This is a genomic window from Microbacterium sp. Clip185 (assembly GCF_028743715.1).
Taxonomy (GTDB): Bacteria; Actinomycetota; Actinomycetes; order Actinomycetales; family Microbacteriaceae; genus Microbacterium.
Window position 1 is genome coordinate 1,749,270 of the sequence record NZ_CP117996.1, and the last position, 17,041, is coordinate 1,766,310.

At 68.9% G+C, this 17,041-nt stretch carries 21 protein-coding genes and 2 tRNA genes; 10 read left to right on the forward strand and 13 right to left on the reverse strand.

Annotated elements, in window-relative coordinates; all coding sequences use genetic code 11:
- Window position 1 precedes the first annotated feature (1 nt).
- The gene (locus PQV94_RS08430; RefSeq protein ID WP_443192680.1) at window positions 2–1,663 is read left to right on the forward strand and encodes an FAD-binding dehydrogenase; all 1,662 of its coding nucleotides are present in this window, start codon (window positions 2–4) and stop codon (window positions 1,661–1,663) included.
- A gap of 4 nt (window positions 1,664–1,667) precedes the next feature.
- Here the strand turns inward: PQV94_RS08430 and PQV94_RS08435 are convergent, their stop codons facing one another.
- Entirely contained in the window at window positions 1,668–2,330 is a 663-nt protein-coding gene (locus PQV94_RS08435) for a hypothetical protein (RefSeq protein WP_274285434.1), read from the reverse strand.
- A gap of 48 nt (window positions 2,331–2,378) precedes the next feature.
- Between PQV94_RS08435 and PQV94_RS08440 the strand changes: the two genes are divergently transcribed.
- Window positions 2,379–3,284 carry an acyl-CoA thioesterase gene (locus PQV94_RS08440; protein WP_274285435.1) on the forward strand — a complete coding sequence of 302 codons (906 nt, stop codon included), beginning with the start codon at window positions 2,379–2,381 and terminating at the stop codon, window positions 3,282–3,284.
- Window positions 3,285–3,383: 99 nt separating this feature from the next.
- On the opposite strand, the gene PQV94_RS08445 is transcribed toward PQV94_RS08440, so the two are convergent.
- The 4 genes from PQV94_RS08445 to ssb all read right to left on the reverse strand — a co-directional run bounded on the left by PQV94_RS08445 (window position 3,384) and on the right by ssb (window position 6,640).
- Complete coding sequence (locus PQV94_RS08445; protein ID WP_274285436.1) at window positions 3,384–3,872, reverse strand: acyl-CoA thioesterase; 489 nt, start codon at window positions 3,870–3,872, stop codon at window positions 3,384–3,386.
- A gap of 63 nt (window positions 3,873–3,935) precedes the next feature.
- Entirely contained in the window at window positions 3,936–5,615 is a 1,680-nt protein-coding gene (ettA, locus tag PQV94_RS08450) for an energy-dependent translational throttle protein EttA (protein WP_274285437.1), read from the reverse strand.
- 43 nt (window positions 5,616–5,658) lie between these two features.
- A complete protein-coding gene (locus PQV94_RS08455) occupies window positions 5,659–6,147 on the reverse strand; it encodes a DUF6993 domain-containing protein (protein WP_274285438.1) in 489 nt (162 codons plus the stop codon).
- A 16-nt stretch (window positions 6,148–6,163) separates the two neighbouring features.
- Window positions 6,164–6,640, reverse strand: a complete 477-nt coding sequence (gene ssb, locus PQV94_RS08460) for a single-stranded DNA-binding protein (protein ID WP_274285439.1) — start codon at window positions 6,638–6,640, stop codon at window positions 6,164–6,166.
- A gap of 216 nt (window positions 6,641–6,856) precedes the next feature.
- On the opposite strand from ssb, the gene PQV94_RS08465 reads away from it, so the two are divergent.
- Entirely contained in the window at window positions 6,857–7,087 is a 231-nt protein-coding gene (locus tag PQV94_RS08465; protein WP_274285440.1) for a hypothetical protein, read from the forward strand.
- 4 nt (window positions 7,088–7,091) lie between these two features.
- On the opposite strand, the gene yczR is transcribed toward PQV94_RS08465, so the two are convergent.
- Window positions 7,092–8,519 carry a MocR-like transcription factor YczR gene (gene yczR, locus PQV94_RS08470; protein WP_274285441.1) on the reverse strand — a complete coding sequence of 476 codons (1,428 nt, stop codon included), beginning with the start codon at window positions 8,517–8,519 and terminating at the stop codon, window positions 7,092–7,094.
- 63 nt (window positions 8,520–8,582) lie between these two features.
- Here yczR and yczE point away from each other — a divergent pair, with 63 nt between their 5' ends.
- Window positions 8,583–9,215 carry a membrane protein YczE gene (yczE, locus tag PQV94_RS08475; RefSeq protein WP_274285442.1) on the forward strand — a complete coding sequence of 211 codons (633 nt, stop codon included), beginning with the start codon at window positions 8,583–8,585 and terminating at the stop codon, window positions 9,213–9,215.
- Here yczE and PQV94_RS08480 read toward each other — a convergent pair.
- Complete coding sequence (locus PQV94_RS08480) at window positions 9,175–9,378, reverse strand: methyltransferase (RefSeq protein ID WP_274285443.1); 204 nt, start codon at window positions 9,376–9,378, stop codon at window positions 9,175–9,177. The genes yczE and PQV94_RS08480 overlap by 41 nt on opposite strands.
- An 86-nt stretch (window positions 9,379–9,464) precedes the next feature.
- On the opposite strand from PQV94_RS08480, the gene PQV94_RS08485 reads away from it, so the two are divergent.
- From PQV94_RS08485 to PQV94_RS08510, 6 genes are all read left to right on the forward strand, one after another.
- Window positions 9,465–9,537, forward strand: a tRNA-Arg gene (locus PQV94_RS08485).
- A gap of 49 nt (window positions 9,538–9,586) precedes the next feature.
- Window positions 9,587–10,210 (forward strand): oligoribonuclease, encoded by a 624-nt coding sequence (orn, locus tag PQV94_RS08490; RefSeq protein ID WP_274285444.1) that lies wholly within the window; start codon window positions 9,587–9,589, stop codon window positions 10,208–10,210.
- 37 nt (window positions 10,211–10,247) lie between these two features.
- A tRNA-His gene (locus PQV94_RS08495) sits at window positions 10,248–10,323 on the forward strand.
- A gap of 33 nt (window positions 10,324–10,356) precedes the next feature.
- Window positions 10,357–10,707, forward strand: coding sequence for a metallopeptidase family protein (locus PQV94_RS08500; RefSeq protein ID WP_274285445.1), 351 nt, complete (start codon window positions 10,357–10,359; stop codon window positions 10,705–10,707).
- Window positions 10,698–11,009: an ATP-dependent Clp protease adapter ClpS gene (gene clpS / locus PQV94_RS08505; protein ID WP_274285446.1), complete on the forward strand. Its 312-nt coding sequence runs from the start codon at window positions 10,698–10,700 to the stop codon at window positions 11,007–11,009. The genes PQV94_RS08500 and clpS overlap by 10 nt, the downstream gene beginning before the upstream one ends.
- A complete protein-coding gene (locus PQV94_RS08510; RefSeq protein ID WP_274285447.1) occupies window positions 11,006–11,497 on the forward strand; it encodes a DUF2017 family protein in 492 nt (163 codons plus the stop codon). Before clpS ends, PQV94_RS08510 begins: the two co-directional genes overlap by 4 nt.
- Window position 11,498: 1 nt before the next feature.
- Here PQV94_RS08510 and PQV94_RS08515 read toward each other — a convergent pair whose 3' ends face one another.
- From PQV94_RS08515 to gatC, 6 genes are read right to left on the reverse strand one after another with little or no spacing between them, the layout of a single operon-like run.
- Window positions 11,499–12,038, reverse strand: coding sequence for a hypothetical protein (locus PQV94_RS08515; protein WP_274285448.1), 540 nt, complete (start codon window positions 12,036–12,038; stop codon window positions 11,499–11,501).
- A 1-nt stretch (window position 12,039) separates the two neighbouring features.
- Window positions 12,040–12,360, reverse strand: a complete 321-nt coding sequence (locus PQV94_RS08520) for a hypothetical protein (protein ID WP_137417116.1) — start codon at window positions 12,358–12,360, stop codon at window positions 12,040–12,042.
- A 45-nt stretch (window positions 12,361–12,405) separates the two neighbouring features.
- A complete protein-coding gene (gene dinB / locus PQV94_RS08525; RefSeq protein WP_274285449.1) occupies window positions 12,406–13,662 on the reverse strand; it encodes a DNA polymerase IV in 1,257 nt (418 codons plus the stop codon).
- A 52-nt stretch (window positions 13,663–13,714) separates the two neighbouring features.
- Complete coding sequence (gatB, locus tag PQV94_RS08530; RefSeq protein ID WP_274285450.1) at window positions 13,715–15,229, reverse strand: Asp-tRNA(Asn)/Glu-tRNA(Gln) amidotransferase subunit GatB; 1,515 nt, start codon at window positions 15,227–15,229, stop codon at window positions 13,715–13,717.
- On the reverse strand, window positions 15,229–16,743 hold the full coding sequence (gatA, locus tag PQV94_RS08535; protein ID WP_274285451.1) for an Asp-tRNA(Asn)/Glu-tRNA(Gln) amidotransferase subunit GatA: 1,515 nt from the start codon (window positions 16,741–16,743) through the stop codon (window positions 15,229–15,231). Before gatA ends, gatB begins: the two co-directional genes overlap by 1 nt.
- Window positions 16,740–17,039, reverse strand: coding sequence for an Asp-tRNA(Asn)/Glu-tRNA(Gln) amidotransferase subunit GatC (gatC, locus tag PQV94_RS08540; RefSeq protein WP_274285452.1), 300 nt, complete (start codon window positions 17,037–17,039; stop codon window positions 16,740–16,742). Before gatC ends, gatA begins: the two co-directional genes overlap by 4 nt.
- Window positions 17,040–17,041: the final 2 nt, after the last annotated feature.

Below are 17,041 nucleotides of genomic sequence, written 5' to 3' on the forward strand. Positions count from 1 at the left end.
CGTGACCGCATCCCACCGCACCGATGTTCTTGTCGTGGGATGGGGGTTGGCAGGGCTCGTGGCGGCGTGCGAGGTCCTCCGCGCCGGCCGATCGGTGACGATCGTCGACCAGCAGCCGCGGGTGGACCTGGGCGGACAGGCGTGGTGGTCGTTCGGCGGACTGTTCCTCATCGACTCGCCCGAGCAGCGCCGCATGGGCATCAGGGACTCCCCTGATCTCGCCGAGCAGGACTGGTTCGCCACCGCCGGCTTCGATCGGGCCGAGGACGAGTGGCCGGCGCAGTGGGCTCGGGCCTACCTCGACTTCGCGCACGGCGAGAAGCGCGCGTGGCTCCGCCAACGCGGGGTGTCGTTCTTTCCCGTGGTGGGTTGGGCGGAGCGCGGCGGGTACACGGCGACCGGTCCCGGTAACTCCGTTCCCCGCTTCCACATCACGTGGGGCACGGGCCCTGGCCTGGTAGCTCCCTTCGCGGCGGCGATCGAGGAGGCCGAGGCGGCCGGAAGTCTGCGCATCCTCGCCCGCCATCGCGTCACCGAACTGGAGACGACCGACGGCGCGGTCACGGGGGCCCGGGGCGACGTGCTCGTTCCCGCCGACACATCGCGGGGACAAGCCACCCCACACGAGGTCGTGGGCGAGTTCACGATTGAGGCGCGAGCGACCATCGTCACCACCGGCGGCATCGGCGGCAATCATGCGCTGGTCCGCGAGCGCTGGCCGGACCGGCTGGGGTCCCCACCCCGCACGATGGTCGCCGGGGTTCCCGCCTACGTCGACGGCGCGATGCTCTCGGTCGCGGAGCGTGCGGGCGCGACGCTCATCGGGAGCGACCGGATGTGGCACTACGTCGAAGGCCTGCAGAACTGGGACCCGATCTGGCCGCAGCACGGGATCCGCATCCTTCCCGGCCCCTCCTCGATCTGGCTGGATGCGACCGGAAAGCGTCTGCCCGTACCGCTGTTCCCCGGCTTCGACACCCTCGGGACCCTGGCTCACCTGCGCGCCACCGGACACGACCATTCGTGGTTCGTCCTGTCCGAACGCATCGTCGAGAAGGAGTTCACCCTCTCCGGCAGCGAGCAGAACCCCGATCTCACGGGCAAAGACGTCTCACTGCTCGTGCGCTCACGGCTCGGGAGGGGCGCATCGGGCCCGGTGCGCGCGTTCCTCGAGAACGGCGCGGACTTCGTGCGAGCCGACCGGATAGAAGACCTGCTCGCGGGGATGCGAGCCCTGCCGGGCGGCGATGCGCTCGACCCCGAGCGGGCGCGGCGGGAGATCGAAGCCCGGGATCGCGAGATGGACAACCCGTTCACGAAGGACGCACAAGTGGCGATGCTGCGCTCCGCGCGCGCCTTCCGCGGCGACCGACTCGTGCGGACCGCCCGGCCGCACCGCATCCTGGACCGCGCGGGCGGCGGGCTGATCGCGGTCAAGCTCCACGTACTCACGCGCAAGTCCCTCGGTGGCATCCTCACCGACCTCGACTCCCGGGCGCTCGATGCGCAGGGAGCGCCGATCCCGGGGCTCTATGCCGCAGGCGAAGCCGCCGGTTTCGGTGGCGGCGGAGTGCATGGCTACCGCGCGCTGGAGGGCACCTTCCTCGGTGGTTGCCTCTTCTCCGGCCGCGCCGCGGGGAGGGCGGCTGGGCGCGCCGTCTGAGGCGTCACGCTCCCGTCGTACGTACCTCGGTCATTCCCGAGCGCGGCACGCGCACCAGGATGTGGCCCCGAGAGAGCGAGAGGCGCGCCCATCCCGGCGCAGTGAACACGCGAGCGTGCTCCTCACCGAGCACGAAGCCCATCGCGACAGCGCCGAAGGCCACGGCGCGCAGCTGTGAGCCCAGGGCCTCGTCCGGCTCTGCCCACACCCGCAGGCGAGCCGCGCGCACGATCTCCTCGCCCGGGTCGCTGGGCAGCGCGTCGGCGACGGCCGCCATCCCCCACTGCGCGCGCGCGGCGAGTACGTCCGATGCGATGCGGCCCGACCGCTCCCACCCGGCACGCGGCGGGGTCACTCCCGTCCATGCGGGACGGACCGCCGTCTCGCCGAGATCGATCCCAGTGTCCGAGACGGCTGTCAGCTTGGCCGCGGGAACACTCAGGTCGCACTCGAGCTCGGGGTCGACGGGGAGCACGCGCATGGCCAGCACTGTGGGCGTCGCGTCGAGCAGGCCGCGCGATGCCAGCACCGCCGTCGTCATCGTCAGCACACCGCCTGCGCCGCGGAAGCGCACGGCCGCTTCGCGATCAAGCGCTCCCGCTCGTCCGGCGAAGGTCAGTGCGTCCGCCGCGGCCTCGCGATCGGGGAACAGGAGACGGGCAGACACCCCACCTAGACTAACAACGCGTGCATCCGGCGAGCCGAGGAGAAGCAAGTGACGACCAACGATGAACCCACCGGCGGACGCACGGAGAACGCGAGCGACCCGGTCGGCTCCCTCATCGAGGTCCTCTCGATCGCATCCAGCGACGCTCGCACAACGGAGGACATCTTCACGGGCACGTCGCACGCCATGCCCCTTGGACGCATCTACGGCGGCCAGGTGCTCGGACAGTCGGTCGTCGCGGCATCCCGCACAGTCGCCGGGGACCGCCCCATCCACTCGATGCACGGGTACTTCCTGCGCCCGGGCGACTCCTCCCGCGGGCTGACGTTCTCGGTCGATCGCCTCCGCGACGGCCGCTCCTTCTCGGCACGCCGCACGCAGGCGTACCAGGAGGGCGTGCCGATCTTCTCGATGATCGCGTCGTTCCAGACGGACGATGCCGGTCTCGACCACGCCGAGCCGATGCCCGACGTGCCGGAGCCCGAGGCGCTCGTGCCGCAGGAGTCGGACCAGCTGCACCCCTTGTCGATGCGCAGCATCAGCGAGCTGCCCGTCGAGGTGCGTCATGTGCCGGGGACGCTCTTCGAGAGCGAGGCGGTGACTCCCGAACCGCACCAGAGCGTGTGGATGCGGCTGCGCCGCCCTCTGCCCGCCGATCCGCTGCTGCACCGAGCGATGCTCGCCTACCTCTCGGACATGACCATTCAGGAGTCGATCCTGCGCGCGCACGGACTCACGTGGCGTACGCCTCGCCTCAACGTGGCGAGCCTCGATCACGCGATGTGGTGGCACCGCCCCGCCGCCGTCGATGACTGGCTTCTGTACACGCAGGACTCCCCCAGCGCACGAGGTGGTCGCGGGCTTGCGACCGGTCGCATCTACACGCGCGACGGCCAGCTGGTCGCCAGCGTCGCGCAGGAGATCATGGTTCGCGTCCCTGCGCCGGACGCCTGACCTCTCCCACCGCGAGACTGCATTTCGCGCACGAGATCACGGGTAAACCCCGTGATCTCGTGAAGGAGATGCAGTCTCGCGAGAAGAGGGAGGCGCGGGTCAGCGGCGGCGAGCGTAGGCGATGGGCGCGCCCAGGTACGGCTCCCAGGCCTCCCGCATCCGCTCGGTGAGTCGCATGGGCCGCCCTGTGGCGGCATCGACCGTGACGACCACGGCGGACGAGCGGGCGTACAGCGTCTGAGGCTGCTCGCCCGTCAGCGGGCTGAACACCTCGTAGCAGACCTCCATGCTGGATCCGCCGAGACTCCCGAACCACAGCTGCACATCGAGCGGCGCGCGCTGGTACGGCACCGGATGCAGGTACTCGATCTCCTGGCGCGCGATGAGAGTCAGCACACCGGCCGCGGCACCCGCAGGAACCACCGCCGTCGGGTACTGCGGCTCACCGTCGTCGGCCGCCCAGAACGCGCGCACGCGCGCCTCCTCGAGAAGCTTGAGCATCGAGGTGTTGTTGACGTGGTTGAACGCGTCGAGGTCTCCCCATCGCAGGTGGATGGGCACGTGCAGCCGGCGCTCGCCCTCGGTCATGGTTCCTCCCACTGCTCGAACGCACGATGCGGACCGCCCATGGTGGGCGATCCGCATCCGGCGTCAGTCGCGCGTCAGCTTGCGGTGCGTCGAACGGTGCGGGTTGGCCGCATCCGGTCCGAGGCGCTCGATCTTGTTCTGCTCGTACGCCTCGAAGTTGCCCTCGAACCAGTACCACTGAGCAGGGTTCTCGTCGGTGCCTTCATAGGCGAGGATGTGGGTCGCGATGCGGTCGAGGAACCACCGGTCGTGCGTGATGACCACGGCGCAGCCGGGGAACTCCAGCAGGGCGTTCTCGAGCGAGCTCAGGGTCTCGACGTCGAGGTCGTTGGTCGGCTCGTCGAGCAGCAGCAGGTTGCCGCCCTCCTTGAGCGTCAGGGCGAGGTTCAGCCGGTTGCGCTCACCACCGGAGAGGACACCGGCCTTCTTCTGCTGGTCGGGCCCCTTGAATCCGAACTTGGAGACGTATGCACGCGACGGGATCTCGGTCTTGCCGACCGTGATGATGTCGAGTCCGTCGGAGACGACCTCCCACAACGTCTTGTTGGGATCGATGTTCGCGCGCGACTGGTCGACGTAGCTGATCTTGACCGTCTCACCGACCTTCAGATCGCCGCCGTCGAGCGGCTCGAGACCGACGATCGTCTTGAACAGCGTGGTCTTGCCCACACCGTTGGGGCCGATCACCCCGACGATGCCGTTCGGGGGAAGACTGAAGCTGAGTCCGTCGATGAGAACGCGGTCGCCGAAGCCCTTGTGGAGCTTCTTCGCCTCGATCACCACGTTGCCGAGGCGAGGACCTGCCGGGATCTGGATCTCCTCGAAGTCCAGCTTCCGCGTGCGCTCGGCCTCCGCCGCCATCTCCTCGTACCGGGCGAGACGCGCCTTCGACTTGGTCTGGCGTCCCTTCGCGCTCGAACGCACCCACTCGAGCTCGTCCTTGAGGCGCTTCGCGAGTTTCGCGTCCTTCTTGCCCTGGACGTCGAGGCGCTCGGCCTTCTTCTCGAGGTACGTCGAGTAGTTGCCCTCGTAGCCGATCAGGCGACCGCGGTCGACCTCGGCGATCCACTCCGCGACGTTGTCGAGGAAGTAGCGATCGTGGGTGATCGCGATGACGGCGCCCTTGTACGACTGGAGGTGCTGCTCGAGCCAGAGCACGCTCTCGGCGTCGAGGTGGTTGGTGGGCTCGTCGAGCAGGAGCAGATCGGGCTTCTGGAGCAGGAGCTTCGCCAGCGCGACGCGGCGGCGCTCACCACCGGAGAGCGGGGCGATCGCGGCGTCCCCCGGCGGGGTACGGAGTGCATCCATCGCCTGCTCGAGCTGCGAGTCGAGGTCCCAGCCGTCGGCCGCGTCGATCTCTTCCTGCAGCACGCCCATCTCTGCCAGCAGCGCGTCGAAGTCCGCGTCGGGGTCGGCCATCAGACCCGAGATCTCGTTGAAGCGATCGAGCTTGGCCTTGATGGCGACGCCGTCCTGGATGTTCTCCAGAACGGTCTTCGACTCGTCGAGCTCGGGCTCCTGCATGAGGATGCCGACGGTGTAGCCGGGGCTCAGCTTCGCCTCGCCGTTCGAGGGCTGGTCGAGACCGGCCATGATCTTGAGGATCGTCGACTTACCGGCGCCGTTCGGGCCCACCATGCCGATCTTCGCACCGGGGAGGAACGCCATCGTGACGTCGTCGAGGATGAGCTTCTCGCCGACCGCCTTGCGGGCACGGACCATGGAGTAGATGTATTCGGCCATATCCGCTCCAGTCTAGACGGCCCCCACCCGCCCCGACGTCGGTCTACCAGTCGATGTCGCGCGTGCGACCGAGCAGACACGTGCCGTCGGCGAGCCCCGGTTCGACGACGGCGACCGTCTCACCGGTGGCGTCCCCGACCTGTCCGATGAGGCACTGCTCCCCCCATCGCACGGAGAACTGGATGCTCTCGGCGGGGTTGCCCACTGTCGACTGATCGGGGGTGACCTGCATCGCCGCCTTGTCGAACCCCGCTGCCACGAGGGCATCGATGTAGGCCCGACCGGAGGCCTTGTCCGGCCCGGCCGACACCGCATCGGCGACGCTCGTGAAGAGGGGCAGGTTGTCGTCGGCGGAGCCTTCGGGTACGAGTGTCGGCGCCGGCGATGGTGCCGGCGTCGAGACAGTGGGCTCCGCCGAGACGGACACGGTCGGACTCGGCTCGGGCGTGGGCGTGCAGGCCGCCAGTACGACAGCACCGGCCGCGGCAACGAGCACGAGGGCGGACAGACGGACGGCGCGGGGCGGAGTCACGGGGCCAGTTTAGGCGTCAGAATGGCGTCTCACCGACGGCCACCTCTTCGCGCACCGCACCGGGCGCCGCCCATCCGTCCTCGTCGACCGGCCCCGAACCGTGGCCGCCCTCGATCCCGGCGGAGTCTCCCGACCGACCGGCGGTGCGGGTGAACAGGCTCGTCCCCCACCGCAGATCATGGCCGACGGCCTCTGCCTCGATCTCCGCCGAGACTCCCTTCTTCGTGTCGGTCTCCCACTCCTGCAGCGAGAACCGCCCACTCACCACGACCCTCTCACCCGCGCCGATCGACCGATGGATGTTCTCGGCGAATCCCCGGTAGGCATTCACGCGGTACCAGCTCGTGTTCCCGTCCACCCATTGCGAGGTCTGCTTGTCCTGGCGGCGTTCGGTCACTCCCACGCGGAAGCTGACGACCGCGTCGCCGGAGGGCATTCGCCGCAGCTCCGGCGCCGCCGCCACATTGCCGACGATCGTGATGCGTTCCTTCATGGTGTGTCTCCTCTCGACCGGGCACATGGGACGATGCTGCGGCGCCCGGGTGCCCGACGGGCGCCGCAGCGGAAGCAACTGTGCCGTGCGGAGCGGATCTCGACTTCCTCCGGTGCGCTGGATGCGGCGAAACCGCCGTCCACTGCACGCTGGGGAGGAGCGAAGTCGCCGTGTCGGTGGCCGTCGATAGCGTCGGAACGACGAAGGGATGACCGAATGAACGCACCGACGCACACCGCGACGAATCCGTGTCTCGTCGCCCTCGGGATCGATCGGTGGCGCGTGCTCGATCCGGCCGGAGCCGTGATCGGCCTCATCGATGCACGGTCAGGCGCGGAGGGCATGCGCTACCGCGCCCGTCGTTATCGGTGGTCGTCGCGCGCCTTCATCGACGTCGGTGAGTTCTGGCGGCGCGAAGACGCCGTTGCGGTGCTCCGACGCGGCTGAGCTCTCACACGACCGCGTCGAGCGCGCCTTCTCGCACGGTCGCGGCTCCCCGGGTGGTCCGACGCCAGGCGTGCGCGATCCCGTCGACGGCGCGCTCGAGGTCGGATGCACCGGCGGTGAAGGGGATGCGCAGGTTCTTCTCGAATCCGCCGTCGACCCCGAAACGGGGCCCCGCCGACAAGAGGACGCCCTCGGCGCGCGCGGCGAGCACGAGCGCGCTGCTGAACGGTCGGTCGAGCTCCACCCACAGCGCCACGCCGCCGTCGACCGCCGGAACGATCCACTCCGGAAGCTGCTCCGCCAGCGCCGCGCGCACGGTGTCGCGTCCCGAGCGCAGAAGATGCGCGCGCTGAGCGATCACCTCGGGCAGATGCGGCAGGAGGAGCGTCGCGACGTGCTGCTCCCAGTCAGGAGTTCCCAGCTCGATCGGAAATCGCGCCGCGATGAGTCGGCGGATGAGCTGCTCGTCGGCCCGCACCCAACCGACGCGGAGCCCACCCCAGACCGTCTTTCCGAACGAGCCGACACGCACGATCTCTTCGTGTTGACGGCCCGCACCGAAAGGCGGGGGTTCGGTCGCGCGGTCGATGTCGAGATCGGCCGTGGTCTCGTCGACGATGAGCGTCGTTCCGGCGCGCTCCGCAGCCGTCACGAACAGCTCGCGCTCGACCCCTGTCATCGATCGCCCCGTCGGATTCTGGAAGTCCGGCATCAGGTACGCGAGGCTGGGTCGCACGCGCGCGAACACCTGCTCGGCCCGGTCCAGATCCCACCCTTCGTCGGGGGTCACCGGAACACTCACGAGTCGGGCGCCGGCAGAACGGAGCGCCTCGGCGGCGTGCGGATAGGTCGGGCTCTCGATGAGCACCCGATCACCGCGACGCACGAGCACTGTCGCCAAGAGATGCAGGGCGCTCTGCGCGCCGCTCGTGATCAAGATCTGCGCGGATGTGGTCGAAATGCCGCGTCGCGTGTACTGATCGGCCAACGCGGCGCGCAGTTCCTCGCGGCCGACGACGTCGTAGCCGGGTCGGGCCAGAAGGGAGGGCGCCTGCGTCGCAGCCTCGGCGAAGACACCCGCCAGGCCGGGCCACGCGGCCGGGCTCGCCTGCTGAAGATCGATGGCGCGCGGGTCGGAGATCGTTCTGGTGGCGGCGCGCTGCGGCGCCGCCTGCGTGACACTGCCCGAGCCGCGGAGGCTGCGGATGTGGCCGCTGTCGCGAAGGCTGCGGTAGGCGGCCGCGACCGTCGTGCGGCTGACGCCGAGCACGGTGGCGAGCTCCCTCTCTGCGGGTAGCGCGGTCCCGGCGGGGAGCCTGTTGTCGAGACACAGCAGGCGAATACCGTCCGCCAATGCCTCGTACGCGGGTTCGCTCGTGCGCCACCCACCCAGCCTCGCTGTCAGAGCACGCGCGCTCACTCGGGAGTCCATGCGTGCCAGTCTATTCAGATTGGCCTCTTTGCCAGGAGCCAATTATCGACTGTCCTGGGAAACATGACCACACGACTGATCCGTCTCGTCGTCGGCTTGGCGATCTACGGGGCCGGCGAAGCGCTCATCGTGCGCGCGGGGCTCGGCGTGGATCCCTGGACGGTACTCGCCCAGGGCATCGCTCTGCACACCGGATGGGGTATCGGGTGGATCGTCAACCTCCTGGGCCTCGCCGTCATGCTGGCATGGATCCCCCTGCGACAGCGCCCCGGCGTCGGAACAGTCGCGAATATCCTTCTGCTGGGAACGAGCATGCAGGTCGTGCTGGATCTCGTGCCCGAAGCCCGCGGGATCCTGATCCAGGTGCTCATGCTTCTCGGCGGTATCGTCCTGGTCGCTTTCGCCACGGGCCTGTACATCAGCGCCGGCCTCGGACCCGGTCCGCGCGACGGACTGATGACCGGCCTTCATGCGCGCTTCGGCGTCCCCATCTGGATCGCGCGGGCCAGCATCGAGCTGACGGTCCTCGGTGCGGGGTGGTTGCTCGGAGGCACCGCGGGTGTGGGAACGGTCGCCTTCGCGCTGCTCATCGGGCCCCTCGTGCACCGCGCACTGCCCCTGCTGGCGCGACGTCAGCGCGCGGCGCCCGTGTCGATCAGTGCTGACGGAACTCCGGCCACGTCGAGCCGGGCTTGAGGTGCGCACGCAACGCGCCCTTGGCGATCTCCATACTCGGATAGCTGCCGAGACGCTCGTCCGCACCGCTCATGGTGACGGTGTATCCCCCGGCGTCCTTGCGGATGCTGCCCACGACACCCGTGTCTCCATACGCCACCCACAGCGCTTCGGTCGTGCTCATGCCGAACCTCCTTGTCCGTCTGCGCCCGACGCTACGCTCTCGCGCGTCCGCGCACCAGGCCCGCCGCGCTACTCTGGATTGCGCAACCCCCCGTAGCTCAGCGGATAGAGCAGCAGCCTTCTAATCTGTCGGTCGCAGGTTCGATTCCTGCCGGGGGGACGACCGTCTCCGACCCGTCCGTGTCGGGACACGCGAGGAGGATGTGCACGTGAGTACGACCGATGGCGACCGGCTGGTGTGGATCGACTGCGAAATGACGGGTCTCGACCCGCACGTCGACGAGCTCGTCGAGATCGCGATCGTCGTCACCGACTTCGAGCTCAACGTCCTCGACGAGGGCTTCCAGATCGTCATCCGCCCCGACGCTTCTGCGCTGGCGAACATGAACGACTTCGTCACCGAGATGCACAGATCATCGGGTCTTCTCGACGAGATCCCGACCGGCGTGAGCGTCGCCGAAGCCGAGTTCCAAGCACTCGAGTACGTGCAGCGGTTCGCGCCGATCGAGGGCAAGTCGCCACTCGCGGGCAACACCATCGGCACGGACCGCGCTTTCCTCGCGCGCTACATGCCCCGACTCGACCGCTGGCTGCACTACCGCAACGTCGATGTGTCCAGCATCAAGGAGCTCGCGCGCCGCTGGTATCCGCGGGTGTACTTCAACGCGCCCGCCAAGAACGGCGGCCACCGGGCCCTCGCCGACATCCGGGAATCGATCCGGGAGCTCGCCTACTACCGCGAAGCCGTCTTCGTCTCGCAGCCCGGTCCGTCCAGTGACGACGCGAAGTCTGTCGCGGCCAGCGTCGTGTCATCATTTGCCTCCGAGGTGTGAGAGAATCGTTTGGTTGCCCGCGAGAGCGGGAGACATGGTGGCTATAGCTCAGTTGGTAGAGCACCGCGTTGTGGTCGCGGGGGTCGCGGGTTCAAGCCCCGTTAGCCACCCCACTTCTTTCCTCCACTGCGAGGCAGGGTCGCCTGATGCTTGAGATGGATCGCGAGAATTTCGAACGCCTCGTCGTCGAAGAGCTCGACCGCCTCCCCGACGACATGGTCGACGGGCTCGACAATGTCGTGTTCGTGGTGGAAGACCGTTCGGACGATGAACAGGGCGAGCTGTTCGGTCTGTATGACGGGTGGGCGCTCACCGAGCGCGACCGCTACGGCGTCGGCGAGCTGCCCGATCGGATCGTGGTGTATCGGGAGCCGCACCTGAACGCCTGCGCCGACGAACAGGAGCTCCGCGAGGAGGTGCACACGACGCTGGTCCACGAGATCGCGCACTTCTACGGCATCGATGACGCACGCCTGCACGAGCTGGGATGGGCGTGATGGCGACGTTCGCAAGCCCCGAGGTCGACGAACACCTGGACCTCAGCGCTGCCGGGGCCCTCGACCCGCACTGGCAGACCGTGGTCTGGAACGACCCTGTCAACCTGATGAGCTATGTCGTCCGCGTCTTCCGTGAGTACTTCGGCTTCTCTCGCGAGGAGGCGACGCGCCTCATGATGGCGGTGCACCACGACGGACATGCCGTCGTCGCAGAAGGGATGCGGGAGCAGATGGAGCTGCATGCGCAGGCGATGCACGACTACGGGCTCTGGGCCACCGTCCGACGGGCACCGGGCGCATGAGCGATGCGGTCGTCATCTCTTTCACTCGCGTCGAAGCCGTGCATCTTCGCGGCCTCGTCGGACAGTTCGTCGATCTGCTGTCGGATGCGGACGCCGCATCCGATCCTGCCGTCTCACGACTGACGCCCTCGGCATATCCCGACGATGCCGCGTCAGCCGATCAGTTCCGCGCGGCGACCCGCGCGGACCTCCTGCGACGACGCAGCGAGGAGGCGGCCACGGTCCTCGCGGATCTGGCCAGCGCGGGCGAGCTGGACCCCGCCGACGATCACGCCTTCGACGAGGCCCTCACACAGATGGAGATCTCACTCGAGCCGCGCCAGGTGGCGGCGTGGCTGCGAACTCTCAATGCGGCGCGGCTCGTCCTGGCCGAGCGACTGGGAATCGACGACGAAGACGATCACCCGGCGGATGATCCCCGCTTCGGCGTGTACGAATGGCTCGGCTACCGACTCGAGCTGCTCATCGGGGCCACAGAAGACGTCTGAATCACGCGCGCGCCACGTGCGTCGCGAGTGACCGCGGGTCGTTCAGACCCAGATGCTCCCGTTCCTGCGTGGCCCACCGCTCCCAATGCGGCGCGTAGGTTTCACCATCACGGCGCAATGCCCGCTCGCGTCGCACGGTGTCGTCCGCCTCCACCCACACGCGCACCGGCGTCACAGCTGCCGCCGTCGGCGTGAGAATCCCCGAGCCTTCGACGATCAGTGCTGTTCCGGCCGCGATCTCGTGCCACGCCGCAGGCTCGTCCGCGTTCCAGTCCCAGCCCTGCCACCGGCCATGCCGACCCTGCGCGAGAGGCACCAGCACACCGCTGATCGCCGCGTCCGCACCGCGACGCAGTCCATCCCAGCCCGGATAGAGCTGATCGAGCGACAGGACACGGAAGGCAGGCCGTGCCGCTGCGAGTCGCCGCGCGAGCGTCGTCTTACCGGCACCTGAGCGACCGTCGATGACGACAAGACCGCTCGCGCCGCACGCATCGACGGATGCGGCGATGTCGGCCAGCGATGCGCCGACCTGCGGCACGTTACTTCTTGAGGGCGCGGATCACGCGGCTCAGCGCGCGGCCGGCGACGAAGACGAACGGAATCGCCACCGCGAGAAGCGACACCAGGTTCGGCTCGAAGCGAAGGTCGTCACCCTTGCGGATGTAGGCGCCCAACGGAACGGTGTAGCCCCCGCCGCCACCGCCTTCGTTGCCGCTGTCGTCGGAGCCGCCTCCGAAACCGTGCCACGACAGTGCGACCGGGATGAAGCGCACGCCGTCGACGTCCTGCTGTTCGCCGTAGACGGAGGTGACGCCGAGCGATGCGGACTGTTTACCGAGATCGAGAACGAAGTTGGCCATGTCCCCCACGCTAACGGCAGAAACGCATGGCACCTACGCCTTGACTCAGTCGGATCGGGGTGGACGCGGATGCGAGGGCAGTGAGCCGCCGGCGCGCGGTGCGCCCAGCAGCGCCGCCCGGGTCACCGCTCCGCGGCCGAAGCGGCTCGAGGCGTCGTCGAGGGCCTCTTCCACGCGCCGCCACTCTGCGTCGTCGTCCCACAGGGTCGCCATGACTCCCGATGAGCGGAGGTTCTCGCCCCGCACACCGATGAGGCGCACCGGCAGCGACCGGTCGATGCCCGCCAGCAGACGCAATGCGGCGTCGCCGATCCGCTGACCCACGGCCGTGGGCTCGGGCAGGGTCACCGACCTCGACAGGGTTCGGAAATCCGCGAAGCGCACTTTGATCGCCACCGTCGCCGCTTCGACGTCGTGCGCCCGGAGCCGGGCACCCACCCGGTCGGCGAGGCGCCGCACCTCCGCGCGGAGCACGGTGTCGTCGTCGACGTCCTCGTGGAAGGTCTCTTCGTGACCGATGCTCTTGTCGATCCGCTCGACCGACACCTCACGCGCATCCTCACCGCGCGCCAGACGCCAGACGCGCTCACCCATGGCGGGACCGAGTGCTTTCTCGAGCACGGGTCGAGGAGTCTGCAGCACGTCACCGATCGTGCGGATTCCACGCGCCTCGAGGATCTCTGCAGAACGCGGACCGACGCCCCACATCGCGCGAACCGGCCGCGGCGCGAGAAACGCCGCGGTGTCGGCGGCGGCGATGATCAGCAGGCCGTCGGGCTTGCTGATCGTCGACGCCATCTTCGCGACATGCTTCGTCGCCGCCGCGCCCACGCTGCACACGAGGCCGGTGCGCTCGAGCACCCGTGCTCGCAAGAGCCGCGCGATCGTGCCCGGACTTCCCCAGAGGCGCCGCGATCCTCGCACATCAAGGAACGCCTCGTCGATGGACAGCGGTTCGACCAGCGGGGTGAACTCGCGGAAGATGTCCATCACCTGTGCGGAGAGCGCCGTATACCTGTCGAAGCGCGGCGGCACGATCACCGCGGTCGGACACAGCCGCATGGCCTGCGAGACCGGCATCGCGGAGCGCACGCCATAACGACGCGCCTCATAAGACGCGCTCGAGACGACGCTGCGACCTTCGGGCGAGCCGATAACCAGCGGCTTGCCCGCCAACGACGGATCGTCGAGCACGGCGACGGCGGCATAGAACGCATCCATGTCGACGTGCAGGATGCCCGCGCCGGTGTCGTCGGCATCGGCCGGCGACACGATGCGCCCGGATCCGTCGCCTCGTCCCATACGATCATTCTCCCGCGGACCGCCGACATCGCGGCCCGCGGGAGAACAGGGATCACTGGGCCGCGCGCTCCAGCACCAGCTCACGGACGCGGGCGGCGTCGGCCTGACCCTTCATCGCCTTCATGACGGCGCCGATGACGGCACCGGCGGCCTGCACCTTGCCGTCGCGGATCTTCGCCAGCACGTCGGGCTGCGCGGCCAAGGCGTCGTCGATCGCGGCGATCAGCGCACCGTCGTCGGAGACGACCGCGAGCCCGCGGGCGTCGACGACCTCCTGCGGCGTGCCCTCACCGGCGATGACGCCCTCGAGCACCTGACGCGCGAGCTTGTCGGTGAGCGTGCCGGCATCCACGAGTGCCTGCAGAGCGGCGACATCCGCCGGCGTCACGAGGTCAGCCGCCTCCCGCTCCTGCGCGTTCGCGACGCGGGTGATCTCACCCGTCCACCACTTGCGCGCGGCGGCAGGGCTCGCGCCCTGGGCGATGGTCGCCTCGACCTCGGCGAGGAGCCCGCCGTTCGCGACGTCCTGGAACTCGAGGTCCGTGAAGCCCCACTCGGCCTTCAGCCGGCGCCGGCGCGCAGCGGGGGGTTCGGGGAGCGCGGCGCGCAGCTCCTCGATCAGCTCCGGTGCCGGGACCACGGGCAGCAGGTCGGGCTCCGGGAAGTACCGGTAGTCGTCGGCATCCGACTTGGGACGACCGGGAGATGTCGTCCCCGTGTCCTCGTGCCAGTGCCGCGTCTCCTGCGTGATCGTGCCGCCGGCAGCGAGGATCGCGGCCTGACGCTGGATCTCATAGCGCACGGCGCGCTCGACGGAGCGCATCGAGTTGACGTTCTTCGTCTCGGTGCGCGTTCCGAGTTTCTCCTGACCACGCGGACGCAGTGAGACGTTCGCGTCGCAGCGCAGGTTGCCGCGCTCGAGACGCGCCTCCGAGATGCCCAGCGACAAGACGATGTCACGGATGGCCGCGACGTACGCCTTGGCGATCTCCGGAGCGCGGTGCTCGGCGCCGAAGATGGGGCGCGTGACGATCTCCACGAGAGGCACACCGGCGCGGTTGTAGTCCACGAGCGAGTACTCGGCGCCCTGGATACGTCCGGTCGATCCGCCGACATGGGTGAGCTTGCCCGCGTCCTCCTCCATGTGGGCGCGCTCGATAGGAACCGTCACGAGCGTCCCGTCGGCCAGCTCGATCTCGACTTGACCGTCGAATGCGATGGGCTCGTCGTACTGCGAGATCTGGTAGTTCTTGCCGAGGTCCGGATAGAAGTAGTTCTTCCGCGCGAAGCGGCTGGACGGAGCGATCGAGCAGCCCAGCGCGAGCCCCAGGCTGATCGAGGACCGGATTGCTGTGGCGTTGACGACCGGCAGCGCACCGGGCAGACCCATGTCGACGGGCGCGACGAGCGTGTTCGGCGCGGCGTGATGATTGTCGGGATGGGCCGGGTTCGGCGCGGCCGAGAACATCTTCGTCTTCGTGTTGAGCTCGACGTGCACCTCGAAGCCGAGCACGGGCTCGAAAAGCTCGAGGGCGGCGTCGAAGTCCATCAGCTTGTCCTTGGCCATCAGCGGGTCCCTCCCAGCACCGGGGCACGATCGAGCAGCGGCCCGCCCCACGAATCGACGAGCAATGCTTCCAGCGCCGCCCCCACCCGGTACAGGCGCGCATCCTCCCTGGCGGGCGCGAGGAACTGGATGCCCACCGGCAGGCCGTCCTCGGCGGCGAGGCCCGACGGCACCGAGATACCCGGCACGCCGGCCAGGTTCGCCGGGATGGTCGTCACGTCGTTCAGGTACATCTGCAGCGGGTCGTCGATCTTCTCCCCCAGGCGGAACGCCGTGGTGGGAGCTGAGGGCGTCGCGATGACGTCGACCTTCGCGAACGCCTCGTCGAAGTCGCGCTGGATGAGGGTCCGCACCTTCTGCGCGCTGCCGTAGTAGGCGTCGTAGTAGCCCGCGGACAGCGCGTACGTGCCGAGGATGATGCGGCGCTTCACCTCGTCACCGAAACCCGCTTCGCGAGTCGCCGCCATCACGTCTTCGACTGTGGCCGCCGCATGCGGGCTCACCCGCATCCCGAAGCGCACGGAATCGAACTTCGCAAGGTTGCTGGATGCCTCCGCCGGCAGGATGAGGTAGTAGGCCGCGACGCCGTACTCGAAGTGCGGGGCACTGACCTCGACGATCTCCGCGCCCTGCGCCTCCATGGCCGCGAGTGCCGCACGGAACGAGTCGGAGACGCCCTGCTGGAAGCCCTTGTCATCGAGTTCGCGGATGACGCCGACCTTCAGACCCTTCAGGCTCTCACCCGTTGAGCCTTCACGCGCCGCGGCCGCGAAGGACGGCCAGACGTCGGTGAGGGACGTGGAGTCGTGGGGGTCGTGACCGGCGATCACGTCGTGCAGGAGAGCCGAGTCGAGGACGGTTCGCGTGACCGGACCGACCTGGTCGAGGCTCGAGGCGAGCGCGATCGCACCGTAGCGGCTGACACCGCCGTACGTCGGCTTCACGCCCACCGTTCCGGTCACGTGCGCCGGCTGACGGATGGAGCCACCGGTGTCCGAGCCCAGCGCGAGCGGCGCTTCGAAAGCGGCGACCGCGGCCGCTGAGCCACCGCCCGAGCCTCCAGGGATCCGATCGAGGTCCCACGGATTGTGGGTCGGACCGTAGGCGGAGTGCTCGGTGGAGGAGCCCATCGCGAACTCGTCCATGTTGGTCTTGCCCAGGGGCACAAGGCCGGCGGCACGAGCCCGAGCGACGACTGTCGCGTCGTAGGGCGACATGTACCCCTCGAGGATCTTGGACCCGCTCGTGGAGGGCATGTCGGTCGTGACGAGGACGTCCTTGATCGCCAGCGGCACACCCGCCAGCTCTCCGAGAGCCTCGCCGCCCGCGCGACGGCGATCGATCTCCGCGGCCACGGCCAGCGCGCCCTCGTTCACGTGGAGGAACGCGTGCACGTCGCCGTCCACCGCGGCGATGCGGTCCAGATGCGCCTGCGTCGCCTCGACGCTGGACACCTCGCCCGCGGCGAGCTTCGCGGCGAGATCCGCCGCACTGAGACGGATGATGTCGCTCACTGCTCCTCCCCCAGGATCGCCGTCACGCGGAAGCGGTCCTCCGCCGCATCCGGAGCGTTCTGCAGCACCTCGGCGAGAGACAGGGCCTCGGTGTGCTCGTCGTCGCGGAAGACGTTCTGCAGCGGGATCGGGTGGCTCGTCGCGACCACGTCGGGGGTCGCGACCTCCGACACCTTCGCGATGTTGTCGACGATCGCGTCGAGCTGTCCGGTGAGGCGCCCGACCTCCTCGTCGCTCAATTGGATCCGGGCGAGGACGCCGAGATGGCGCACGAGATCTGGGGTGATTTCCGACACCC

What these genes read in the sequence shown, in the direction of transcription:
- PQV94_RS08445 (WP_274285436.1), bottom strand. Translation starts at nt 3,872, where the DNA reads ATGACCGAGGGCGAGCGCCGGCTGCACGTGCCCATCCACCTGCGATGG.
- PQV94_RS08480 (WP_274285443.1), bottom strand. Translation starts at nt 9,378, where the DNA reads ATGAGCACGACCGAAGCGCTGTGGGTGGCGTATGGAGACACGGGTGTC.
- PQV94_RS08510 (WP_274285447.1), top strand. Translation starts at nt 11,006, where the DNA reads ATGAGCGATGCGGTCGTCATCTCTTTCACTCGCGTCGAAGCCGTGCAT.
- ettA (WP_274285437.1), bottom strand. Translation starts at nt 5,615, where the DNA reads ATGGCCGAATACATCTACTCCATGGTCCGTGCCCGCAAGGCGGTCGGC.
- gatB (WP_274285450.1), bottom strand. Translation starts at nt 15,229, where the DNA reads ATGGCCAAGGACAAGCTGATGGACTTCGACGCCGCCCTCGAGCTTTTC.
- dinB (WP_274285449.1), bottom strand. Translation starts at nt 13,662, where the DNA reads ATGGGACGAGGCGACGGATCCGGGCGCATCGTGTCGCCGGCCGATGCC.
- clpS (WP_274285446.1), top strand. Translation starts at nt 10,698, where the DNA reads ATGGGCGTGATGGCGACGTTCGCAAGCCCCGAGGTCGACGAACACCTG.
- yczE (WP_274285442.1), top strand. Translation starts at nt 8,583, where the DNA reads ATGACCACACGACTGATCCGTCTCGTCGTCGGCTTGGCGATCTACGGG.
- PQV94_RS08465 (WP_274285440.1), top strand. Translation starts at nt 6,857, where the DNA reads ATGAACGCACCGACGCACACCGCGACGAATCCGTGTCTCGTCGCCCTC.
- PQV94_RS08520 (WP_137417116.1), bottom strand. Translation starts at nt 12,360, where the DNA reads ATGGCCAACTTCGTTCTCGATCTCGGTAAACAGTCCGCATCGCTCGGC.
- PQV94_RS08500 (WP_274285445.1), top strand. Translation starts at nt 10,357, where the DNA reads ATGCTTGAGATGGATCGCGAGAATTTCGAACGCCTCGTCGTCGAAGAG.
- ssb (WP_274285439.1), bottom strand. Translation starts at nt 6,640, where the DNA reads ATGAAGGAACGCATCACGATCGTCGGCAATGTGGCGGCGGCGCCGGAG.
- yczR (WP_274285441.1), bottom strand. Translation starts at nt 8,519, where the DNA reads ATGGACTCCCGAGTGAGCGCGCGTGCTCTGACAGCGAGGCTGGGTGGG.